The sequence below is a fragment of the Rhizobium sp. 05N49 genome, from assembly GCF_056396805.1.
Map to the genome: position 1 here is coordinate 63,266 of NZ_JBFTME010000019.1, position 22,352 is coordinate 85,617.

The 22,352-nt window shown below is 57.1% G+C and carries 17 protein-coding genes; 14 read left to right on the forward strand and 3 right to left on the reverse strand.

The genetic code is table 11. From position 1 onward, the window contains the following. The first annotated feature begins 13 nt into the window (after positions 1 to 13). The 12 genes from AC1DF8_RS28635 to AC1DF8_RS28690 are packed head-to-tail and all read left to right on the forward strand — an operon-like array spanning position 14 to position 12,102. Positions 14 to 1,117: a DegT/DnrJ/EryC1/StrS family aminotransferase gene (locus AC1DF8_RS28635; RefSeq protein ID WP_478155886.1), complete on the forward strand. Its 1,104-nt coding sequence runs from the start codon at positions 14 to 16 to the stop codon at positions 1,115 to 1,117. After that, complete coding sequence (locus AC1DF8_RS28640) at positions 1,114 to 2,712, forward strand: lipopolysaccharide biosynthesis protein (protein ID WP_478155888.1); 1,599 nt, start codon at positions 1,114 to 1,116, stop codon at positions 2,710 to 2,712. The genes AC1DF8_RS28635 and AC1DF8_RS28640 overlap by 4 nt, the downstream gene beginning before the upstream one ends. Then, positions 2,713 to 3,324 (forward strand): imidazole glycerol phosphate synthase subunit HisH, encoded by a 612-nt coding sequence (gene hisH, locus AC1DF8_RS28645; protein WP_112971535.1) that lies wholly within the window; start codon positions 2,713 to 2,715, stop codon positions 3,322 to 3,324. After that, on the forward strand, positions 3,324 to 4,082 hold the full coding sequence (locus tag AC1DF8_RS28650) for a HisA/HisF-related TIM barrel protein (protein ID WP_478155890.1): 759 nt from the start codon (positions 3,324 to 3,326) through the stop codon (positions 4,080 to 4,082). The genes hisH and AC1DF8_RS28650 overlap by 1 nt, the downstream gene beginning before the upstream one ends. Beyond that, positions 4,075 to 5,238, forward strand: coding sequence for an N-acetyl sugar amidotransferase (locus AC1DF8_RS28655; RefSeq protein WP_478155968.1), 1,164 nt, complete (start codon positions 4,075 to 4,077; stop codon positions 5,236 to 5,238). Before AC1DF8_RS28650 ends, AC1DF8_RS28655 begins: the two co-directional genes overlap by 8 nt. Before the next feature lie 58 nt (positions 5,239 to 5,296). Beyond that, positions 5,297 to 6,589 carry an O-antigen polymerase gene (locus AC1DF8_RS28660; RefSeq protein WP_478155892.1) on the forward strand — a complete coding sequence of 431 codons (1,293 nt, stop codon included), beginning with the start codon at positions 5,297 to 5,299 and terminating at the stop codon, positions 6,587 to 6,589. 6 nt (positions 6,590 to 6,595) lie between these two features. After that, positions 6,596 to 7,687 (forward strand): glycosyltransferase family protein, encoded by a 1,092-nt coding sequence (locus AC1DF8_RS28665; RefSeq protein WP_478155894.1) that lies wholly within the window; start codon positions 6,596 to 6,598, stop codon positions 7,685 to 7,687. After that, the gene (locus AC1DF8_RS28670; RefSeq protein WP_478155896.1) at positions 7,684 to 8,265 is read left to right on the forward strand and encodes an acyltransferase; all 582 of its coding nucleotides are present in this window, start codon (positions 7,684 to 7,686) and stop codon (positions 8,263 to 8,265) included. The genes AC1DF8_RS28665 and AC1DF8_RS28670 overlap by 4 nt, the downstream gene beginning before the upstream one ends. 8 nt (positions 8,266 to 8,273) lie before the next feature. After that, positions 8,274 to 9,128, forward strand: coding sequence for a class I SAM-dependent methyltransferase (locus tag AC1DF8_RS28675; protein ID WP_113147222.1), 855 nt, complete (start codon positions 8,274 to 8,276; stop codon positions 9,126 to 9,128). Between the two features lie 6 nt (positions 9,129 to 9,134). Continuing rightward, a complete protein-coding gene (locus AC1DF8_RS28680; protein ID WP_113147223.1) occupies positions 9,135 to 10,085 on the forward strand; it encodes an SDR family oxidoreductase in 951 nt (316 codons plus the stop codon). Beyond that, the gene (locus AC1DF8_RS28685) at positions 10,082 to 11,254 is read left to right on the forward strand and encodes a glycosyltransferase family 4 protein (RefSeq protein WP_478155899.1); all 1,173 of its coding nucleotides are present in this window, start codon (positions 10,082 to 10,084) and stop codon (positions 11,252 to 11,254) included. Before AC1DF8_RS28680 ends, AC1DF8_RS28685 begins: the two co-directional genes overlap by 4 nt. A 53-nt stretch (positions 11,255 to 11,307) precedes the next feature. Then, positions 11,308 to 12,102: a glycosyltransferase family 2 protein gene (locus AC1DF8_RS28690; RefSeq protein ID WP_113147225.1), complete on the forward strand. Its 795-nt coding sequence runs from the start codon at positions 11,308 to 11,310 to the stop codon at positions 12,100 to 12,102. Between the two features lie 23 nt (positions 12,103 to 12,125). On the opposite strand, the gene AC1DF8_RS28695 is transcribed toward AC1DF8_RS28690, so the two are convergent. The 3 genes from AC1DF8_RS28695 to msrA all read right to left on the reverse strand — a co-directional run bounded on the left by AC1DF8_RS28695 (position 12,126) and on the right by msrA (position 14,542). Beyond that, the gene (locus AC1DF8_RS28695; protein WP_478155901.1) at positions 12,126 to 12,956 is read right to left on the reverse strand and encodes a Wzz/FepE/Etk N-terminal domain-containing protein; all 831 of its coding nucleotides are present in this window, start codon (positions 12,954 to 12,956) and stop codon (positions 12,126 to 12,128) included. 208 nt (positions 12,957 to 13,164) lie between these two features. Then, a complete protein-coding gene (locus AC1DF8_RS28700) occupies positions 13,165 to 13,605 on the reverse strand; it encodes a response regulator (protein ID WP_478155903.1) in 441 nt (146 codons plus the stop codon). A gap of 226 nt (positions 13,606 to 13,831) precedes the next feature. Continuing rightward, entirely contained in the window at positions 13,832 to 14,542 is a 711-nt protein-coding gene (msrA, locus tag AC1DF8_RS28705) for a peptide-methionine (S)-S-oxide reductase MsrA (RefSeq protein ID WP_478155905.1), read from the reverse strand. A gap of 202 nt (positions 14,543 to 14,744) precedes the next feature. Between msrA and AC1DF8_RS28710 the strand changes: the two genes are divergently transcribed. Both AC1DF8_RS28710 and pbpC read left to right on the forward strand, forming a co-directional pair. Then, positions 14,745 to 20,225 carry an alpha-2-macroglobulin family protein gene (locus AC1DF8_RS28710; RefSeq protein ID WP_478155907.1) on the forward strand — a complete coding sequence of 1,827 codons (5,481 nt, stop codon included), beginning with the start codon at positions 14,745 to 14,747 and terminating at the stop codon, positions 20,223 to 20,225. Continuing rightward, on the forward strand, positions 20,222 to 22,303 hold the full coding sequence (gene pbpC / locus AC1DF8_RS28715; RefSeq protein WP_478155909.1) for a penicillin-binding protein 1C: 2,082 nt from the start codon (positions 20,222 to 20,224) through the stop codon (positions 22,301 to 22,303). Before AC1DF8_RS28710 ends, pbpC begins: the two co-directional genes overlap by 4 nt. Positions 22,304 to 22,352 lie beyond the last annotated feature (49 nt).

The following is a 22,352-nucleotide window of genomic DNA, read 5'->3' on the forward strand; positions in this document are numbered from 1 at the left end:
CGAGAGCAACATCATGAAAGTCCCCTTTGCCGATCTTCATCTGCAATATCTGTCGATAAAAGATGAGATCGATGCGGCTATTGCCGCGGTCATCAAATCCTCAGCTTTCATTCGAGGGCCATTCGTTCAGAAGTTCGAGGACGAATTTGCGGCCGCGGTTGGCGCGCCCTATTGTGTTTCCTGCGCAAATGGGACGGACTCACTTTACATCGCCATGCATGCGCTCGACGTAAAGCCCGGCGACGAAATCATCACGACCGCACATTCCTGGATCTCCACCAGCGAGACCATTAGCCAGGCTGGTGGCAAGGTCGTCTTTTGTGACACGGATGCCGCGACCTTCACGATCGATGCCAGCAAGCTCGAAGAAAAGATTACCTCGCGCACCGTCGGTATCATTCCTGTCCACCTCTATGGGCAGCCTGCCGACATGAATGCGATAATGGCCATCGCTCGCAAGCACGGCCTTTGGGTAATCGAAGATTGCGCCCAAGCGCATCTGGCACAGGTCGACGGGCAGATGATCGGCAGCTTCGGGGATGCCGCCTCCTATTCATTTTATCCGGGAAAAAACCTTGGCGCCATGGGCGATGCCGGTGCCATCACCTGCAAGGACAAATCGCTTGCCGACAAAATGGCGATGTTTGCCCGTCACGGCGGCCTCACAAAAGGTGATCATCGGATCGAGGGGATCAACAGCCGGCTCGACGGGCTGCAGGCTGCCATTCTGTCGGTCAAGCTTCCCCGCCTCGCCGAATGGACCGCAAAACGGCAGAAGGTTGCAGCGCGCTATGCCGCGGCCCTCGGCAATGTCGGCGGACTGGAACTGCCTGAAACAGCACCCGGCAGGACGCATGTCTACCACCTTTTCGTCGTCAAGCACGAGCGCCGCGACGCTCTTGCCACTCACTTGAATGAACATGGCATACAGACAGTCATAAACTATCCGGTTGCGCTGCCCTTTCTCGCCGCTTACGAACATCTGGGCCATGGTTCGGAAGACTTCCCCAATGCCTTCCACAATCAATCCCGAATCCTCTCAATCCCGTTATTCCCCGAAATGACCGAAGATCAGCTTGCCTACGTGGCTGATGCGATCAGGGGATTTGCTGCGTGACCAAGTCGCAAGCCGGTGGCCGGGGAGAGGCACGCTCGAGCCTCCTCGGCAACTCCGGCTGGAATATGGCGGCCTTCGTATTCACGCTTATCGCGAATTTGGCCACGGTCCCTTTTGTCGTTCGCTGGATTGGATTGCATGATTTTGGCAATGCGGGCATCGTCATTGCGGTTACCGCGCCGCTCACCCTTATCGGCACGGTCCTTGGCCAAGCAACTGTCCGCGAGACTTCCACCAGGACCGGACGCGGAGACTATAGCGCCGCATTTCACGTTGCAGCCATTGCATTGAAGGTCTGTCTGATCGCTTCGGCGATCGGATGTGCTGCTCTCGTGCTGATCGGCCCGTGGATCATGAGAAGCCTTACAAGCGACGAGGCTTCGAACTCCCACAATTTGGCAATTCCATTCCTGATCGCCGCAACCGGTATTTTTGCCCAGCAGTTTTCGCTCGTGCTCCAAGCCATTTCCGTTGGACGGCAAAATTTCAAAAATGTCGCCAAGGCGTCTGCCTGGAGTTCGTTTGTAACGATTTTTGTCACCTTGGGATGCACCTGGTATTTGCCGACGCTGAACGGCTATCTATCCGGTTTCTCCGGAAGCCTTGTTCTGTCTGCAGTCGGATGGCTCCTCGTCACACGTCAGATCCTGCGCCGCCACGAACACCCGGGCCTGAGGGCCGGAGACGAGCTGAACGCTTTGCTGCATTTCGGAAAATGGCAGGGGCTATCGCAACTGGCAGGTATTTTCGGCAATCAGATGGACAGATATGTGCTTGCCTCTCTAGCTCCGGCTGCCTTGGTCGGACAGTACAATATCTGCAACCGCGTTCAGGAGGCCGGCTACATTGCAACAATACGGGCGTGCGAGGTGCTTTTTCCGCGCTTCGGCAGCATGTCCGCGAGCAGTGAATCCGAACGATTTGATTTCTTCCTAAGCTCTTCATGGGTTAATGCAGCGTTCGGCGCAATCATGCTGTCGCCGATTGCAATTCTCTCACGACCCCTGCTCACTCTTTGGGTCGGCAAGGAAACGGCAGAGGCTGCTGGTTATCTGTTGCAGATCCTCATTCTTGGAGGCTTGATCGGCTGTAGCTACAACGTGTTTTTTTACTATGCTGCAAGCATGGGAAAAAATGCCGTCGTGACTTTGGTATCGCTGGCATATTCCATAATGACGGTCATCTTTTCGATTGTTTTCATAGGATATTTCGGCCCTATCGCGGCGGGTAGCGGCCTGCTTGCGGCAACCATCATTCGCTCCGGTCTTACGCTGGCGGTAATCCGCTACCGCTTCTTCACCGCGTTCAATGCCGAGCAGATGTTTGCAAGTACCATTGGACCGACCGCTGTTGGTGCCCTGCTTTCAGTCGCCTTCTATCAGATGAAGTTCCAGTGGATCGACAACTGGTTCTTGCTTGCCCTCGCCTATATCCTGTTCTTCGGCATCGTAGGAATGGCGATTGTGCTTACCGCCATGTCGTCAAAAACCGGACGTATTATCTTGTGGAGGATTTGCAGGTCCGTTAGAAGCACAATCATAGATCGGCATTTGCCTCGGTTGCATGGCCTTACAAAGCACAAGAGAGGGCTTTGAGTGATCACTGTAGTGGACTACGGTGTCGGCAATATTGGTGCGATCATCAATATGGCGGACTATCTCGGGATCGATGCCGAAGCAAGCGGCGATCCGGAAAAGATCAGGAATGCCTCCAAGCTCATTCTTCCAGGCGTCGGCGCGTTCGACAAAGCCATGTTGACCCTGCAAAACAGGGGACTTATCGACCCGCTTAATGAAGCAGCATTGAAGCGACAAATTCCCGTTCTTGGCATTTGCCTTGGGATGCAACTGCTGGCTCGTCGAAGCGATGAAGGTGTTCAGTCCGGCCTAGGATGGATCGCGGCCGATGTGCTCCGGATCACCTTGCCGCCAGAATCCCCTCTCAAGGTGCCCCATATAGGCTGGCTTGAGGTGAAGCCGGCCCGCATGAGCGCTCTTTTCGATCCAGCAGTGCATAACGAGCGCTTCTATTTTGATCATGGCTACTACGTACAATGCGACAGCCCTCAGGACGTTGCGGCCACGATTGACTACGGTGTCGAACTCTGCTGTGCGGTCAACTCTGGAAACGTAAGCGGCGTACAGTTTCATCCGGAAAAGAGCCACCGCTTCGGCATGCGCGTGCTTGAGGCTTTCGGAAAGATCTGATGAGAAAAAGGCTGATACCTGTTCTGCTGGTCGATGAAAAGCATCGGCTCGTCAAAACTGAAGAGTTCGGGGAGCGGACCTACATTGGCGATCCCTTCAATGTTGTGCGGCTTTTCAACGAGAAAGAGGTCGACGAGATATGCATTCTCGATATCGATGCCTCCAGGCAGGGTCGCGGGCCAGATATCGGTTTCATGCGCGAATTGGCAACCGAATGTTTCATGCCGCTGGCCTACGGCGGTGGCATCAGCCAGCTACAAGAATGTGAAGAACTTAATCGCTTCGGCGTTGAAAAATTCGTCATTGGAAGCAGAGCCGCCAATCCGCAATTATTGAAGGCGATTGCCGCGGATATGGGCAGTCAGGCACTGGTTGCCTGCGTCGATGTCAAAGGCCGAGGTTCGGCAGCAAGATGCGTGCAGCCGAACTCCGAGGCACCGCGGGATCCGGTAGAGTTCTGCCTCCGGCTTCAGGATGTGGGCGTCGGTGAAATTATCCTTCAATCCGTCACACTCGACGGAAAACGATCAGGTTATGATCTCGAACTTATAAACTTGGTTACAAGCAGATTGAGTGTCCCAGTCGTCGCGCTCGGCGGTGCAGGGAATTATGATCACCTGGCCGAAGGTTTGCGGGCGGGCGCTTCGGCAGCTGCATCTGGAAGCACCTTCACCTTTGTTGGCCGGTTGCGTGCGGTTCTGGTAAATTATCCCGATCCAGAAATGCTTGAAGGAATGGAGCGTGACGCCCATGCGTAAAGCGCAAAGGATATGTTCTTTCTGTATTATGGATGACTCCAATCCTGCGATCGAGTTCGACACCAACGGACAATGCAATTGCTGTCGTGATGCCGTGGCCAGAAAATCGCACGAATGGTGGCCCGGACCCGAGGGCGAAGTACGAATGCAGCGACTTGTCGCCATGCTGAAGCAGGAAGGCAAAGATAAGCCCTATGATGCAATGGTGGGGCTTAGCGGCGGCATCGATAGTGCCTTCCTCGCACACCTTGCGGGCCGGAAGCACGGCCTGCGCTTGCTCGCTGTTCATGTCGATGGAGGTTGGAATTCCGAGCCTGCGGTCCACAACATAGAAAGACTGGTGCGGAAACTCGATCTCGACCTTTATACCTATGTTGTCGAGTGGCAGGAGATGCGGGACCTTCAAGTTTCATTCCTGAAAGCGTCCGTACTCAATCAGGACATCCCGCAGGATCACGCGTTTTTTTCGACACTCTACAGAACCGCTGCAAAATTCGGCATTCGGCATTTCCTAAGCGGCGTCAACTTCGCTTCTGAATCTGTTGTTCCTCCCGGCTTCGGCTATCCATCCATCGATGGAACACATGCGCGCGCGATCCACAACCGTTTCGGCTCCATAGCCCTATCGACCTATCCATTTATGAGCTTTCCGGAATACATCTGGATGACGCGGCTACGGAAACAGCTGACGATTCACCGCCCGCTGAATTATTTCGACTATGATAAGGAGCAGGCCCAGGAGGACCTAAGACGAGAATATGGCTGGCGCGATTACGGCGGCAAACATAGCGAGTCTCGTTTCACAAAATTTTATCAGGACATTTATCTGCCTGCGAAGTTTAACTTCGATAAGAGGAGGCTTCACCTTTCGAGCCTGATCGTAGCTGGACAGATGACTCGCGATGATGCCCTGGCAGAGATTTCAAAGCCGATAATTCTCGAAAGAGATGCACGTAGAGAGACGAGGTTCGTAGCCAAAAAGCTAAAGTTGACCGAACAACAACTTCAGTCCTACATCATAGCGCCACCGGTCCCTCATGCCAATTATCCCAACGGCATGATGCTACATAAGATACTCATGCGGTTGCGTAGCGTTGCCAGAAAGCTGGCGCCAGTCAGCCGTCGCGCGATCGCAAAGGTAGCCAATGTGGACTAGCCTCGTCTTTTCGATAGCGATCCTCCTCACGACGGTATTCTACCTCCGGCGCATCGGAGTGAATTTTACCCTCTCCTCCTTGTTACTGGGTCTGATGCTCGTTCTGCACGGGCCGCTTTATCTTTATTACACGCGCGTGTGGGGGCCAAAGACCAAATTTTTCGAAAAGATACTCTCAGCGGCTCCTTACGAGGACGTCATAGCAACTCTGGATCTCGCTCTCGCGCTATCGTTCTGTTGTGTATGTGTTGGAATAGCGCTCTCTGATAGAGTTTTTGGTATCAATTACCGGCAAATGCGCGACGCAGTTGGCAATTGGAGCCGTCAACCTGTAAGGGTGTCAACGGGCTTTTCCGAGAGACTAGAGATTATAGCGGCGATTGGCGTTGTAGTTCTGGCGTTTTTCGTCTTCGTTGAGAACAATATACCGCATGTTATGACTTACTTCTTGTCGGACGCGGGTGAGGTCGAGAAGATAGCGATGCGCCGTGAATATGGGGGCAGCCGCTTTTATCTTTTGAACCTCTTTAATTCCAACCTGTTCCCGTTTATCGCGTTTTGCTGTTTCATCGCATTGAGAGAGCGATCCATCAGGCTCCGACCGGTCGCGTTCGCTTTCATTGCGGTCGTGCTTTTCGAAAAAGCTGCAACATTGAGCAAGGCGCCTTTGGCGATATTTATCTTGCAGCTGATAGTGGTCGAGTACCTCCGCCGGTCACTCCAAGTGCGTTTCGGCATGGCTATAAGTTTTATCGCCATTTGCGTTGTGTTGTTCGGAGCGATGACGGCCATCGCCGTGCGAGAAGTCAGCGGCGTGGGCGAAACACTCGATTTCCTCTTCTACCGCATCTTCATGATCGTCAATGAAAGTCTTCTGGAATATTTCGCAGCAATTCCAAGCGTGCTTCCGCATAGCTGGGGTAGCCAGTTCAGTTGGTTGGTTAACTTCCTGCAATCGGAGCCGTCCCCACCCACTTATCTGCTCGTTGGTGCAGTTCACCGTGGAGTGATGGGCTCGACCTCAACCGCGATGTTCGTTGCCGACGCCTGGGCCGATTTTTCTTGGGCCGGCGTCCTGATCTTCTCGGTTCTTGCGGGCTTTCTCGTGCGGTGGCTCGACATCGAGCTGATAGTTAAGCGGGGCAAAACGGCGGCCGCGATTGCTGGTTTAGCACTCGGCCATTATAGCGTCTTCATCATGCTTTCTACCGCATTGCAGACAGGAATGGTCACAGGTGGATTGGTCTTGGTCGTCCCATTGACTGTAGGAATGTCCTGCGCCTTCAAATGGCGGCCTATCGACGGACGTCACGGCAACATACACAACGTAGCTCGTCTGGAGCAGGTGTAAGACGAAATGCGCATTTTCCAGAACTCCGGGGTCTATGCATCCTATCTGCCTCGACTCAATCGCCTTGCCAATCAAGAAACGCAGTTCCTGAAGCGATTGCAGGTCTTCGTTGACGACTCCTATGGGGCATGCCACATCCTCAAGCCCCCGGCTGAGGTGGCGTCTGATATCTTTTTCACGAACGGCGACGATGAAAAGCTTCAAAAATATTGGGCAGCCGAGAATGGTCTTCCAAGCTCGGCCAGCATGGAAGAGATCCTACTTAGTCAGATAGAACATCACCGAACCGAGATCTTTTACAACATGGATCCGATGCGGTACGGCAACGAGTTTTTACAAAAACTGCCGGGCAGTGTTCGTAAATCCATCATGTGGAGGGCGGCTCCATCTGGTAGCGTTGATTTCGGAGCCTATGATCTTATCGTTTGCAACTTTCCACTCATTTTAGAAAGTTACCGCAAGCACGGGTGGCACGCAGAGTATTTTGCGCCGGCACATGATCCCGCAATGGATGACTACGCCGCCAACGGCAACCGGACGGTAGATGTCTTGTTTGTTGGAGGTTACAGCCGCCATCATCGCAAGCGCGCCGAAATCCTTGAGGCGGTCTCTGAGCTTGGCAAGGAATTTCGGGTTGTATATCACCTCGACCGGTCCCGCCTCACCCGCCTTGCGGAAAGCCCGATAGGCTGGTTCCTGCCTCTGCGTCAGCACAAACGGCCGAAGAGCATTCGAGCAGTTTCCCAGCCAGCTGTTTTTGGACGCGACCTGTACAGCGCGATCTCGCAGGCAAAAATCGTGTTGAACGGTGCCGTCGACATGGCCGGTCCAGACCGGGGTAATATGCGCTGCTGGGAAGCACTTGGTTGTGGCGCGGCTATGGTATCCGACGCCGGCAACTACCCACAGGGCATGGTGGATGGCGAAAACATGTTAACCTATGATAGTGCTCAAGCTGCGGTGTCAATCATACGCGACTTGCTCGCTGACCGACATCACCTGCAAGCAATTGCAGCCAAGGGCCACGGTATGATCAGGACCCTCTACAACAAAGATGCTCAATGGCAGCAGTTCAATCGACTGGTCGAGATCGCATGAGGCTCAATCCATCGGCAATAGTTAATATGCTGGTCAGTATTCTGGTGCGGAACAGAAGTCGGTTCGTCGTGGGGCCGCGGAGCAAGGTTCGCTGGCTGGCCTTGCGTTCCATTCGAGGTGGTACCGTCCAGATTGGTCAAGACTGCATTATAAACTGCATTGTCAGTTTCGACGATCCCAATGGACGCGTTTCGATTGGCGATCGATGTTACGTGGGATCAAGTCACCTAGTTTGCCATTCAGGCATCGAAATTGGAAATGATACCATCATCTCCTGGGGGGTAACGATAGTAGACCACGACTCCCACTCGCTGGACTGGAACCTTCGAAAAAACGATGTTCGCGATTGGGGTATAGGTCGCAAGGACTGGTCTGGAGTCGCGATTAAGCCAGTTGTGATCCAAGATAAGGTGTGGATCGGCTTCGGCGCCAGTATCTTGAAGGGCGTGACAGTTGGCGAAGGCGCGGTTATTGGTGCCCAAGCCGTTGTAACGCGTGATGTAGAACCCTATACGGTTGTCGCAGGTAACCCGGCTCGGATTGTTCGCCACATAGCGCCGGAAGCAGCCGTAACTTAGGATTGGTGATGACATCGCAGCATCTCGATACATGGGAGCAAGCCGTTCAATGGCTTCGGGAACAACCCGACCAGCAGAAGCTTGTTGTCGATGCCTACTACGACGACCCTCTTTCGAAAGCTGCCGACCGCTATTGGCGGAGCGACGAGTGGGGCGCCATTCGCAAGTTTCTTCCTGATCAGCGAAGCTGTGCAGTCGATATCGGCGCAGGGAGAGGTATCGCGAGCTATGCTCTGGCTAAGGAAGGCTTCAAGGTTACCGCTCTTGAGCCCGACAAGAGCAACCTCGTAGGATCGGGAGCGATCAAACATCTTGCAGAGGAGACGAAGCTGCCGATTCAGGCGGTGGAAGAGTTCTCTGAAAAATTGCCGTTCCCTGACCAGGCGTTTGACGTCGTGTTTGCAAGAGCTGTCTTGCACCATACATCGGATTTGGCCGCCGCCTGCCGGGAATTCTTTCGTGTTTTGAAGCCCGGCGGTCGCCTCATTGCCGTACGAGAGCATGTAATTTCCTCGCAACGCGATCTCCCAGTGTTTCTAGATCAACATCCTCTTCATAAATTGTATGGCGGAGAGAATGCGTTCCTTTTGAAGGACTACGAAAACGCGATCGTTTCCGCCGGCTTCGGTATGGACAGGGTCCTGGCACCCCTTGAAAGCGAGATTAATTTTGCGCCCTACAGCAGGAATGAACTAAAAGAAGAGATGGCAGCACGCCTCGGTGCTAAACTACCATTCGTCGGAGGAGTCGCTTCCGTAGCCTTGCGTTTCGGCCCGATCTGGGGCGTTCTCTCGCGGATCGCACAGGCATTCGACAACCGACCCGGACGGCTATACTCCTTCATTGCCACGAGGCCTAGATAACGAAGAATGGCTCGAATACTCATCACCGGCGCCCACGGTTTTATCGGGAGATATCTGGCGCGGCATCTCTCGGAGAACGGGCATGTCGTGCTTGGTCTTGGCCATGGTATCTGGCCTCCTTTGCACGCGGAACGGTGGGGACTGACACTGTGGCAGAATGGTGAAATTGATGGCCCCAATCTTCGACTGATCCAACGACAGGCCGGCACTCCGGACATCGTGTATCATCTTGGGGGCGGTTCGTCGGTCGGCGTCGCGATTGCAAATCCCCGCGAAGATTTTCACCGCACCGTCAATTCGACAGCGGAACTTCTTGAGTGGCTACGGCTGGAAGCACCGGACTGCCGACTGGTGGCTATTTCAAGCGCCGCTGTTTATGGCGCCAATCACGAAGGCCCGATCGCGGAAACGACGATCAAAAATCCGTTTTCTCCCTATGGTCATCACAAAAGCATAATGGAATCTCTATGTCAGTCCTATTGCGATACTTATGGACTGAAGATCGCGATTGCCCGTCTGTTTTCGGTTTACGGACAAGGTCTGCGAAAGCAATTGCTGTGGGATGTGTGCTCACAGCTTGAGAGAAATCCGGATCGCCTCAATCTTGGGGGCGGGGGCGCCGAACTTAGAGACTGGATCGAAGTCGCGGACGTCGTGCGCGCGCTATCGTTGATTGAAGCGCAAGCGGACTCGTCTCTCCGGGTCGTCAATGTCGGCACCGGCACTGGCACAAACGTTCGCTCTATTGTCGAAATGGTTGTGGAGGCATGGTTCGAGAAGGCGTCCTCGCGCCCCAATATCACTTTTTCCGGTGAGGCGAGGAAGGGCGACCCCCAGAGCCTGGTCGCGGATTCGACACAGCTCAAATCCCTTGGCTTTGAATTGCGCAGCGATCTAAAGGACGGGCTTTCCGCGTATATTAGCTGGTTTCGGTCGGAAGCTGGCACGGCAAGATGATCAATATCGGCTTCACCATGATCAGCGGTCGCGATTGGACCGGCGGCTACAATTATTTGCTGAACCTCGTCACGCTTTTAGCCCGTTATCGGAAAGACGAGATTTGTCCCATCGTTTTCTTCGGAACCGATGTTGAGGAAGGCGAGGTAGCGCCATTTGCGAGCCTGGATGGCGTAAGGGTTGTACGCCATCCACTGTTCAACAGATCCCGAAGCTTTCGGTCGTTATTGCTTAGTGTTGCAACCGGCGCGGACAGAAGCATCCGCGCGGTGTTTAATAAACACCAGATCGATGTCGTTTTTGAAGTGGCGCAATTTTTTGGCTTCAGGCTCGGCTTACCTGCCATTGCGTGGTTTCCGGATTTCCAACATCGCTACCTGGACCATCTCTTCAGCAGGTTTGGCTACTGGAAACGCGACATTGGATTTCGGCTTCAGATTGCAGCTCGTCGCTCGATCATGCTGAGTAGCGAAGATTCGAGACGGTCTTGCGAACAATTCTATCCGGCAGCTCGAGGGCGCACCCATGTCGTTCGCTTTGCCGTGCCGCCGAAGGGCAAGATTGAATACAGCGAAGCGCGAGCCGTAGCAGACAAGTACCTGCTACCCGAGCACTACGTCTTCCTGCCCAATCAATTCTGGAAGCACAAGAACCACCTCCTCGTGCTTGAGGCGCTGAAAATCCTGCGCGAACGGGGCGTCGAGCTGACGATCGCGGCGAGTGGGAATCAATCCGATCCACGCGATCCGACATATTTTCCGAGTGTGAAGGCAGCGATCACGGAAGCTGGTCTTGACCAGAATTTCCGTCTGCTCGGACTGATCCCCTATCGCGACCTTGCACCACTCGGCACTGCGAGTATGGGACTGCTAAATCCATCGCTGTTCGAGGGATGGAGCACCACAGTCGAAGAGGCTCTATCGTGGGGCGTGCCTTTGATCCTATCGGATCTCGATGTGAATAGAGAGCAGGCTGGCGAAGCAGCAACCTATTTCAACCGGTACGATGCACATTCACTCGCAGATGCCTTGGCTTCTGTTCGCCCGCGTACGGATTCAGCGATCGCAATCAGCGGGGACCTGGCTCAGGCCATGTCCAACGAACGAGTTCTGCGCTTCGTTTCTGACTTCACCTCGCTTGTTCGCTATGCTCGCAATCAAGTGCAATAACAGAGCGACGACCGGGGTCCGTGTCGTGTTCGGTCGACCACCAGAGAACACTAATGAGTGAGCCGAAGATTTCCGTCATTACCGTCGTCTTCAACAATGAAGCGACGATCGCAGATACCCTTCAATCTGTTGCCGCCCAGGATTACTCCAATCTGGAATATATCGTTATAGACGGTCTCTCGAAGGACCGGACGCTTGACAGGATTAAAGAGCGCAAGGAGATTATCAGCAAACTGATCTCCGAAAAGGACACTGGCATTTACGATGCAATGAATAAGGGCATCGCGCTGGCGACGGGCGAGATCATCGGCTTCATCAACGGGGACGATTTCTACCTACCCGGGACCTTGGCTAAAGTGGCCAAAACGTTCAAAGAAGACCCAAATCTCGAAGCGTGTTACGGGGATCTTTGTTATGTGAAGCAAAACGATCCTCAAACTGTCGTTCGCCACTGGCGATCGTCGCCCTTTGTCCCTACCGCATTCGAAAGAGGCTGGGCTCCTCCCCATCCGACTTTCTTCGTCCGTCGCGATGTCTATGAGCGATTTGGTTCATTCGATCTGGAGTATCGGATCGCCGCCGATGTCGAGTTGATGATGCGATTCCTGGAGCGCCATCGAATCCGCGTAAAATACGTCCCGGGCGTTATGGTCATGATGCGCATGGGAGGTACGACCAACCGCAGCGTCACAAATGTGATCAACCAGAACAAAGAAATACTTCGTGCGCTTCGCAGCCACGGTCTGAAGGCAGATTTGTTTCGGTTTATGGGCAGGAAATTTCTTTCACGAGGGCTGCAGTTCGCTCGTGGAAAGTTCAATACTCCGCCGGAGTCCAAGGCGGAGTAACTTGTTTAAGTAAGCCCACCCGATTATTTTTGATTTAGAATGTCCCGGTCGCGTCCACGCCGTGAAACATACAGGGTTCTGATAATTGCGGCGATGACGCCGAGAGCAAAGCCGCCGATCAAACCGACGAGAATTTGCTTCAAGCTGTTTGCAGATACCGGCGAGTGCGAAGCGTAAATTGGGGATAAAAGCGTCGCAGGCTGGTTCAATTGCAGCCGCGAATTCAGATTCATAATTTTCTCGCGAAGAAAATTGGAATCATCCCGCGTAGCCAAATAAATCGCCTTCTGCCAGTCCGAACCTTGCGATGACTCTACCAATTTCAAATTGTCTGCAAGTTGATTTTCGCTGGCAGCAATTTCCGCCTTGATGCTGTCGTTGCTCTGCGAGGCCAAGGACGATTGCTGCTCTTGGATTTGCTGCACAACCGCCGTCACACAACGCTCCGCAAATTCCGACGTGGGTGCACTGAAAGATACCGATATCACGTCATCGGGCGTTGTCGGAGCTGTAATCCTCACGCTTCGTGCCAATTGCTCGCGTGTCGCAGTACCTCCCTCAAAACAGCTGGAGGCGAGCTTCAAGTCGAAAGCAGCTGGTGAACGCATCCGGAACAAGAAGCGATCCCGCGGTTCGATTGGAACTGTCACTATGGCTCCGTCGGGCCCAGGCCTGCTGACCTTCGCAAGAACAAGCTGTGCCGATGCCTCGTAAACCGCTGGTGCTTTGCCTGTAAAAACAGTTGCCCCTATGAGGCCGATGATCGTGAATGCACCAATCACGAGAGCATTTCTCTTGAGGAAGGAAGCCAAAACGAAGAGATTTATTTCTTCATCAAACCGCTTCTCGTACATGATGGCTCCCGATAACGTTCACAAACCAGAACCCGAACGGAGTACAACTCGTTCGGAACGCATGATCCGCTTCAAGCGTATCCTCGCGCTTAAGTCAATGTTCAAAACATCTGATCGCGCGCCGGTAGCGCTTGTTCTCAACATCGCACAACAAAATTTAAGGCAGCCTATAAAATTGCTAGCGTTGCTCGCCATTGGCCAGATCGGATCACGCAAACACCATCATCTGCTGCGGCACCACTGCCAGCATGCCCGCACGGCGGGCAGTGACATATCTAAGAAGCTGTTCCACCACTGTCGGCATGACGGGTTTTTGCACGACACCGAGCGCGCCGTGCACATCATCTACAACGGCCTCGGGATTGGCGGTCATGAAGACGACGGAGATCCCGTGGTCTTCTGCCAGCTGCCGGCCGATCTCAGGGCCGGTTGCGCCATCCGAGAGGTTGACGTCGACAAAGGCGATATCGGCGAGCGGTGCGAGCCTGAGAGCTCCTTCGCGATCCGATGCGAGGCCTGCGACATGCACGCCCATGTCCTCGATCGTTGTTTCGAGATCGAGGGCTATCAGCAGTTCGTCTTCGACAATCAGCACTCGCTGTTCCATGAGATGTTCCCGTTGCCAGCTACGCATGACATTCGTGGCCATGACAGATCCCCTTTACGCTTTACCGAGGAGACTCCGCTTCGTGAAAGGCAGATTGCTTCCACGAGGCTCGCAGCTTAAACGGGCGATGCGACGATATGTTCCGGCATGAAACGCAGTATTTCTCAATTAAACTTTTGTTAATATTGATAAATTCTTAAAATGCCGAGAAGTTATAGTAAAGGCGGCGACCTTAGCCGCCTTTTGAAATTTCGGTTTGAGGGACCTCTCAACCCTTGGCCTTCAGCACCAGAACCGGGTCCTGGCTGTAATCAGCCGGGAATATCTGCTTCAGGTTTTCGATCTTCGGTAGGTCGTTATAGACGATATAGGGGTAGGTCGGGTTCAGCGTCAGGAAATCCTGGTGATACTGCTCGGCCGGATAGAAGCCAGTATAGTCGGTGATCCTGGTGACGATCGGCTGTTTGAAGACATGCGCCTTGTCGAGCTGGGCGATATAGGCTTCGGCGACCTTGCGCTGTTGCGGGTCGGAGATGAACAGCGCCGAGCGGTATTGGGTGCCCTGGTCCGGTCCCTGGAAATTGAGCTGCGTCGGGTTGTGCGCGACCGAAAAGAAGACCTGCAGGAGCTTGCCGTAGCTCACCTCTTTCGGATCGAAGGTTACTTTGACGGATTCGGCGTGGCCCGTCGTACCGGTGCTCACCGTTTCGTACTGGGCGGTTGCGGCTTCGCCGCCGGCATAGCCGGACACGGCGCTTTTGACGCCCTTTACGTGCTGGAAAACGCCCTGGACGCCCCAGAAGCAGCCGCCGGCGAAGACGGCCGTTTCAGTGCCGGACTTGCCCGCCTCGTCGACGGCAGGCGCTGGAATGACGACGGCATCTTCCGCCGCCTGGGTGGCGACGGAACCGAGGCCGAGCGAAAGGGCTGCCGTTGCGAAAAGCGCGGCAAGAACCTTGGCTGATGTGGAAACGGACATGGGGCTACCTCCGGGAACAAACCGGAGAAATCCTTGCCGATCGACGAAAAAGCCGCAAATCACAAGCTGTTCACTCACGCCGATGTGACGATTGCACGAAAGCCAATGCGCGAAACCTGAACAGGCCGGAAGGTGAGTTGACAATTCCCTGGGGAGTGGGGACAGTGCCGCCCGGCTCAGAGCCAGCATCCGGGGGGAACCAATGTCTGTGCGCTCGTTCTTCGCTTTTTCCGTCATCGTTGTATCTATGATTTTTGCGGGCCTGTCGGCTTCTGCAGCCGACGCCAAGCGCGACATCGTTACCGTCAAGGACGCGGATTATTTCGGCTTTGACCTGCGCACGGAACAGAACCTCTCGCTCGATCAGTGTAAGGCCGCCTGTATCGGCGACAAGAGCTGCAAGGCCTTCACCTATAATCCGAAGGTGAAGTGGTGCTTCCTGAAATCCGACTTCAAGACGATGAACGCGGCCCCCGGCGCGATTGCCGGCCGGATCGTGGAGACGACCGCTGCGGCCGCGCCGCAGGAACCGGACATTGGTGCGGCCCCTCGCCTGCCTTTCCTTTCCGATGACCTTGTCCAGCAAGCGCGCAATTTTCGCAACGATCTTGCGCTCGCCGACGATCAACAGGGCCAGGGCGTCGACAGCCTGACGGCAGGCGCCCGCCTGGACCTCACCGGCGGCAATCTTTCCGATGCGCTGAAGGCCTTCCACGGTGCCCTGTCGATCACCCCCGACGACGGTGATCTCTGGATTGAGACGGCGCGCGCGGCCACCTCGCTCGGCGCCGCCGATAGCGGCATCTTCGGTCAGGCGGTGATAGATGCGCTGAACGGCTATCAGCTGACGCGCACCACCGGCAAGCGTGCGGATGCATTGGCCGTGCTTGCCAAGGCGCTGGAAAAGAACGCCAATTACCGCGATGCGTTGAATAGCTACAAGGCGAGCCTTGCGCTCGCCAGCGCCAGGGACGTGCAGGCAGACTACCTGCAGCTCAAGCAGACACAGGGCTTCCGGATCACCGAACATACCGTCGATGCCGACAGCGCCACGCCGCGCGCCTGCGTCACCTTCTCCGAAGCGCTGGTCAAGACCGTCGACTATACGCCTTTCGTAACCCTGAACGGCGAAGCACCCAAGGCGCTGGAGGCCAAGGACAAGCAGATCTGCGTCGAGGGCCTGACCCATGGCGAGACCTACAAGATCGGCTTCCGCACCGGCCTGCCCTCCTCCGTCGACGAGGTTCTTGAAGCGCCTGTGACAATCGACCTCTATATCAAGGATCGTAGCCAGATGGTGCGCTTTACCGGTGACAGCTTCGTGCTGCCGTCGACGGCGCGCCGCGGCATCCCGATCGTCTCCGTCAATTTGGCCTCTGCCAATCTGAAGCTCTACCGCATCGGTGATCGCGGCATCGCACCGCTCCTGACCGCCTCGCAATTCCTGACGCAGCTGGACGGTTACAGCGCCCAGAATATTGCCGACCAGAGCGGCGAGCTCGTCTGGCAGGGATCGATCGAGATCGCCAACGAACTCAACAAGGACGTCGTTACCTCCTTCCCGGTCGATGAGGCGCTGCCGGAGCGCAAGCCCGGCATCTATGTGATGGTCGCGACCCCGCCGACCGGTCCGGTTCAGGACTGGGATTCGCAGGCAACGCAATGGTTCCTCGTCTCCGATATCGGCATTACCACCTATGCCGGCACCGACGGGCTGAACGTCTTTGCCCGCTCGCTCGCCTCCGCCAAGCCGATGGCCGGCGTCGAATTGCAGCTGCTCGCCAAGAACAATGAAGTGCTCGGCACCGCCACGACCGATCAGAACGGCCGCGCCACCTTCACGGCAGGTCTGATCCGCGGCACTGCCGCACTCACGCCTGCCGTCATCAGCGCCAAGAACGGCACGTCCGATTATGTCTTCCTCGACATGACACGCGCGGGTTTCGATCTTTCCGATCGTGGCGTCACCGGCCGCGCGTCGCCGGGTGCAATCGACGTATTGCCCTTTACCGAGCGCGGCATCTACCGCGCCGGCGAGACAGTGCATGCGGCCGCCCTTGCCCGCGATACGGACGGCAATGCGATCGAAAACCTGCCGCTCACCTTCATCTTCTCGCGGCCGGATGGCGTGGAAGACCGGCGCATCGTCAGCCAGACGAGCAATCTCGGCGGCTATGTGGTCGACCTGCAAACGCAGGAAAACGCCATGCGCGGTACCTGGACGATGAATGTCTATACCGATCCGAAGGGCTCGCCGATCGCCACCAAGACCTTTCTGGTCGACGATTTCGTGCCCGATCGCACCGACCTGGAGATCAAGACCGAGTCCAGGGAGATCGGAACCGATACGGCAGCCACGATCACGATGTCGGGTAAATATCTTTACGGCGCACCAGCCGCCGGCCTGACCATCGAAGGTGACGTCGTCGTCAAGCCGACGCGCGAGAATGCTGCCTATCCCGGCTACCAGTTCGGCCTGGCCGACGAGGAAGCGAGCGAGGATTCGCGCCAGACGATCGACGGCCTGCCGGAGCTCGACGAGAATGGCGAGGCCTCGACGGATCTGACGATTGGCGAGCTGCCGGCCACGACGCAGCTCCTCAATGCCACCATCTACCTGCGCATGCAGGAGCCGGGTGGGCGGGCCATCGAGCGTTCGCTCGAGATTCCGGTCAAGACGGATCAGGCAGCGATCGGCATCAAGCCGGAATTCGATGGCGACCTGCCGGAGAATGCGCTGGCGAATTTCACTGTGATCGGCCTTGATACGCAGGGCCAGAAGCAGGAAATGAAAGGGCTGCGCTGGAAATTCTACAAGCTTAGGCGCGATTACCAGTGGTACCGCGAAGGCACAGCCTGGAAATACGAACCCACCTATACGCCCGAAGAGGTCGCCTCGGGCTCGGTGGATGCAACGGCTGCCAATGGCGGCAAGATCCAGGCACCTGTCAACTGGGGTCGCTACCGGCTCGAGGTGGAAAGCCCGAACGCTGACGGCCCGACCTCCAGCGTCGAGTTCGATGCCGGCTGGTTCGTCGCCTCGACATCGACGGAAACGCCCGATGGCCTTGAGATCGCTCTCGACAAGGACAGTTATAAGGTCGGCGAGACGGCCAAGCTGAAAGTCACGTCGCGTTATGGCGGCGAGCTTATGATCACGGCCGGCACGGAAAAGCTTATTGCCGTTGAAAACGCCACGATGAGCGAAACCGGTGGCGAGGTCGATATTCCCGTTACCGCAGACTGGGGGGCCGGCGCCTATGTGACCGCCACCCTCTTTCGCCCGGGCGATTCCCTCGACACGCATATGCCGGCGCGCTCGATCGGCATCAAATGGCTGAAGGTCGATCCGGCCAATCGCGCGCTGCAGGTCAAGATCGACACGCCGGAAAAGATGCTGCCGCGCGGACCGCTCGATATCGGCCTGCAGGTGACAGGTGCCGGCGCGAACGAGGAGGCCTATGTCACGGTTGCCGCCGTCGATGTCGGCATCCTCAATCTGACGCGCTATGAACCGCCGAACCCTGAGGACTGGTATTTTGGCCAGCGCCAGCTCGGCCTCGAAATCCGCGACCTCTACGGCCGGCTGATCGACGGATCGCTGGGCGCGACCGGCAAGCTGCGTACCGGCGGTGATGGCGGTGCCATCGCGCTGCAGGCAAGCCCGCCCACACAGAAGCTCGTCGCCTTCTTCTCAGGTCCGGTCAGGCTCGATGCCGAAGGTAAGGCGAAGGTCAGCTTCGATATTCCCCAGTTCAACGGCACTGCGCGTGTCATGGCAGTCGCCTGGACGAAGACCGGTGTCGGCCATAACGCCAGGGACGTCATCATCCGCGATCCCGTTGTCGTCACGGCAAGCCTGCCGAAATTCCTGGCACCAGGGGACAAGGCCAATCTGCGCCTCGACATTGCCAATACCGATGCACCGGCAGGTGATTACAAGCTGACGCTGACCGGCAACAAGGCGCTTAGTATCGACGGCCCTGCCGAGCAGACCCTGAAGCTTGGCGCCGGCGCCAAGTCCGACCTGACGCTGACACTGGTCGGCGGCGAGCCAGGCGACGGCCACGTTGCGATCAACCTGTCCAATGATCAGGGCCTGTCGCTCGACCAGGTGGTGGATGTGCCGGTGCGGCCATCCTCGCTGCCGGTGACCGAACGACGCGTCATTGCGCTTGCACCCGGCAAGAGCCTGACGATCGACAAGAACCTGCTGGCTGACAGCGTGCTTCCGGGCGCTTCTATCGCAGTCAACGTCACGCGCTCGGCCGCCTTCGACATCCCGGCACTGCTGATGACGCTCGACCGCTATCCCTTCGGCTGCGCCGAGCAGACGACGAGCCGCGCACTGCCGCTGCTCTATCTGGCCGAGGTCGCCAAGCAGGCGGGCATGGAGCAAACAGATGACGACATCCACAAGCGTGTGCAGGATGCGATCTACCGCGTGCTTTCATATCAGGCCTATGCGGGAAGTTTCGGCCTGTGGGGGCCGGATTCCGGCGATCTCTGGCTCGATTCCTATGTCACGGACTTCCTGACGCGGGCCCGCGAACAGAAATACGACGTTCCGGATCGCGCCCTGGTGCAGGCGCTCGAAAACCTGCAGAACTCGCTCTCCTACACGACCGACGTGAAAGGTAAGGGCGATGAGATCGCCTATGCTCTCTATGTGCTCGCGCGCAACAAGAAGGCCGCCGTCAGCGACCTTCGCTACTATGCCGACACAATGATCAACGACTTCCCGACGCCGCTTGCCAAGGCCCATATCGCTGCGGCGCTGGCGCTCTACGGCGATGCAACGCGCTCGAAGAATATCTTCGTCGATGCGCTGCAGATGTCGAAACAGTCGATGGTGACCCGCGTGAATTTCTCGCGCACCGATTATGGCTCGGTGCTGCGCGATGGCGCGGCGATCCTGGCGCTCGCCGCCGAAAGCCGCCCCGTCCCGCCGGTCATTCCGGAACTCGCCAAGGCAGTCGCGCGGGAATGGGATCGCAGCAAATATACGAGCACCCAGGAACAGGCCTGGATGCTTCTGGCAGCGCGTGCCCTCCAGAACGGCGACGACGATTTGAAGGTCAACGTCAACGGGGCCGAGCGGACCGGCGCTTATATGGCGAAGATGACCGGCGATGCGCTGATCGACCATCCCCTGACATTGACGAGCGCGACGAGTGACACGGTCTCGGCCGTCATCACCACGGTTGCCGCCCCCGTCAAGCCGCTGCCGGCGGGCGGCACCGGCTTTACCATCGAGCGGACCTATTACACGCTGGATGGCGAGGAGGCCAATGTCAGCGAAGCGCAGCAAAACGAGCGTTATGTCGTCGTCCTGCATGTGACCGAGCAGAACGACTGGGCCTCTCGCATCGTCATCACCGATCTCCTGCCGGCCGGCTTCGAGATCGACAATCCAAGCCTCGTCGACAGCGCCCAGATGACGAATTTCGACTGGGTCGGCGAGATATCGGCCGCCCATACGGAATTCCGCTACGACCGTTTCGTCGCCGCCTTCAACCGCGACGAAAATTCAGCACGTGATTTCAACGTCGCCTACGTCGTGCGCGCCGTGACACCCGGCGTCTACGATCATCCGGCGGCGACTGTCGAGAACATGTACCGTCCCGATATGTCTGCCCGCACGGCGACCGGCAAGATGGAGGTCGTTGCGGCTCAACAATGAGGCGGTGGCAAAAGTTTGCGATCGGGACTGCGGCCGGCATCATCATTGCCGGTGCAGGCCTCTTCGCGCTCGAAGCCGCCGACCGCGCCTATCCGCCGCCGCTCGATGAGGCAGAGGCGGTCTCGCCCGAAGTGCTGGATGCGGACGGGCAATTGCTGCGTGCCTTCGCAACATCAGAGGGGCGCTGGCGGCTGAAGACGGACGTTTCCGACGTCGATCCACAATTCGTCCGCATGCTGGTCGCTTATGAGGATCAGCGCTTCTACGAGCATGCCGGCATCGATGTCTGGGCACTCGGGCGTGCGGCGCTGCAATTCGTCAGCAATGGCCGCATCGTTTCCGGCGCTTCAACGCTCTCCATGCAGGTGGCAAGGCTGATTGAGCCCCGCGAGAGCCGGTCGTTTTCGGCAAAGCTCCTGCAAATCGCGCGCGCAGTGCAGATCGAGCGGCGGCTTTCGAAAGAACAGATCCTCGATCTCTATCTGACCCATGCGCCCTATGGCGGCAATCTGGAAGGTGTGCGCGCTGCAAGCCTTGCCTATTTCGGCAAGGAGCCGAAGCGGCTGACCGTAGCAGAAGCGGCGCTGCTCGTTGCATTGCCGCAATTGCCGGAGAAGCGCCGGCCGGATAGAAACCTGAAGGCGGCTGAAGCGGCGCGCAAGCGGGTGCTCGACCGTATCGCCGTGGCCGAAGTGGTCGGCGATGGCGAGGCCGAGCGCGCCGAGGGTGTTGCCATTCCTGCCCGCAGGCTGCAGCTTCCGACGCTTGCTGCCCATGTCGCGGAAGCGGCACTGCGCAAGGATCCGAAAGCGATCCATCACCAGACGACGCTGAGGAAGCAGGTCCAGACCGGCCTCGAATCCGTCGCCCGTGCCGCAACGATGAAGCTTGGGCCGAAACTGTCGCTCGCCATGGTGATGGCGGATGCCGAAACCGGTGAGATCGTCGGAGAGGTGGGGTCGGCCGATTATTTCGATGCAAGCCGCTCCGGCTGGATCGACATGACACGTGTCAACAGGTCGCCCGGCTCGACGCTCAAACCCTTTATCTATGGCCTTGCGTTCGAGCAGGGGCTGGTGAGCCAGGAAACCATCATCGAGGATCGGCCGGCCGATTTCTTTGGCTACCGGCCGCGCAATTTCGACATGAGCTACCAGGGCGATGTCACCGTGCGCGAGGCCCTGCAGCTCTCCCTTAACGTGCCGGCCGTCAAGCTGCTCGATGCGGTCGGTCCGTCTCGCCTCATGGTGCGTTTCCGACGCGCCGACGTTCGTCCGGTCTTGCCGCCGAACGAGACGCCCGGTCTGGCGATCGGCCTTGGCGGCCTTGGCATCACACTGAAGGATCTCGTGCAGCTCTATACTGCCCTTGCCAATCGCGGCCAGCCGGTCAGGATCGGAGACGGCGTGACGAACGCCCCGGGCAAGATCGACGGCGAGCCGCTGCTGGAGCCGGTTGCTGTCTGGAATGTCGCCGACATACTTTCGGGAGTCATCCCGCCGGCCGGCGCACCCCAGCGCGGCATCGCTTACAAGACGGGCACGAGCTACGGCTATCGCGATGCTTGGTCGGTCGGTTACGATGGACGCTACGTGCTTGGCGTCTGGGTCGGACGGCCTGATAACAGCGCCGTACCCGGTTTGACGGGTTATGGTACGGCCGCACCCATCCTCTTCGAAGCTTTGGCTAAATCCGGTATCGCCACGACACCGCTGCCGCGCCCGCCGGCAGGCGCCTTGCGCATTGCCCAGACCGATCTGCCGATCAGCCAGCGGCGTTTTGCCGTCAATGCCAACGGGCTGCTGGTCACGTCCGGCCGCGAGCCGTCACCGCAGATCGTCTATCCGCCAGAAGGCGCCCATGTCGATCTTGGGGCAAAGGCGGGCGATCTTACGCCGCTGATGCTAAAGCTGCAGGGCGGCCGCGCGCCTTTTCGCTGGCTTGCCAACGGCAAACCGCTGCCCGATCTTTCGCGTCGGCGCACGCAGAGTTGGATGCCTGACGGCGGCGGTTATTCCAAGCTGACGGTGATTGATTCCATGGGCCGGGCAGCAAGCGTCGGTGTCTTTGTGGACTAATCGGAACAAAAGCGCTTCGCAACCGTTGGAAGAGGTCCCCTCCAAACGG

Excerpts from the sequence above, each read along its gene's own strand:
- AC1DF8_RS28695 (WP_478155901.1), bottom strand. The coding sequence starts at position 12,956 with ATGTACGAGAAGCGGTTTGATGAAGAAATAAATCTCTTCGTTTTGGCT.
- AC1DF8_RS28635 (WP_478155886.1), top strand. The coding sequence starts at position 14 with ATGAAAGTCCCCTTTGCCGATCTTCATCTGCAATATCTGTCGATAAAA.
- AC1DF8_RS28675 (WP_113147222.1), top strand. The coding sequence starts at position 8,274 with ATGACATCGCAGCATCTCGATACATGGGAGCAAGCCGTTCAATGGCTT.
- AC1DF8_RS28670 (WP_478155896.1), top strand. The coding sequence starts at position 7,684 with ATGAGGCTCAATCCATCGGCAATAGTTAATATGCTGGTCAGTATTCTG.
- AC1DF8_RS28685 (WP_478155899.1), top strand. The coding sequence starts at position 10,082 with ATGATCAATATCGGCTTCACCATGATCAGCGGTCGCGATTGGACCGGC.
- AC1DF8_RS28700 (WP_478155903.1), bottom strand. The coding sequence starts at position 13,605 with ATGGCCACGAATGTCATGCGTAGCTGGCAACGGGAACATCTCATGGAA.
- AC1DF8_RS28650 (WP_478155890.1), top strand. The coding sequence starts at position 3,324 with ATGAGAAAAAGGCTGATACCTGTTCTGCTGGTCGATGAAAAGCATCGG.
- AC1DF8_RS28680 (WP_113147223.1), top strand. The coding sequence starts at position 9,135 with ATGGCTCGAATACTCATCACCGGCGCCCACGGTTTTATCGGGAGATAT.
- AC1DF8_RS28690 (WP_113147225.1), top strand. The coding sequence starts at position 11,308 with ATGAGTGAGCCGAAGATTTCCGTCATTACCGTCGTCTTCAACAATGAA.
- msrA (WP_478155905.1), bottom strand. The coding sequence starts at position 14,542 with ATGTCCGTTTCCACATCAGCCAAGGTTCTTGCCGCGCTTTTCGCAACG.
- AC1DF8_RS28665 (WP_478155894.1), top strand. The coding sequence starts at position 6,596 with ATGCGCATTTTCCAGAACTCCGGGGTCTATGCATCCTATCTGCCTCGA.
- AC1DF8_RS28710 (WP_478155907.1), top strand. The coding sequence starts at position 14,745 with ATGTCTGTGCGCTCGTTCTTCGCTTTTTCCGTCATCGTTGTATCTATG.
- pbpC (WP_478155909.1), top strand. The coding sequence starts at position 20,222 with ATGAGGCGGTGGCAAAAGTTTGCGATCGGGACTGCGGCCGGCATCATC.
- AC1DF8_RS28655 (WP_478155968.1), top strand. The coding sequence starts at position 4,075 with ATGCGTAAAGCGCAAAGGATATGTTCTTTCTGTATTATGGATGACTCC.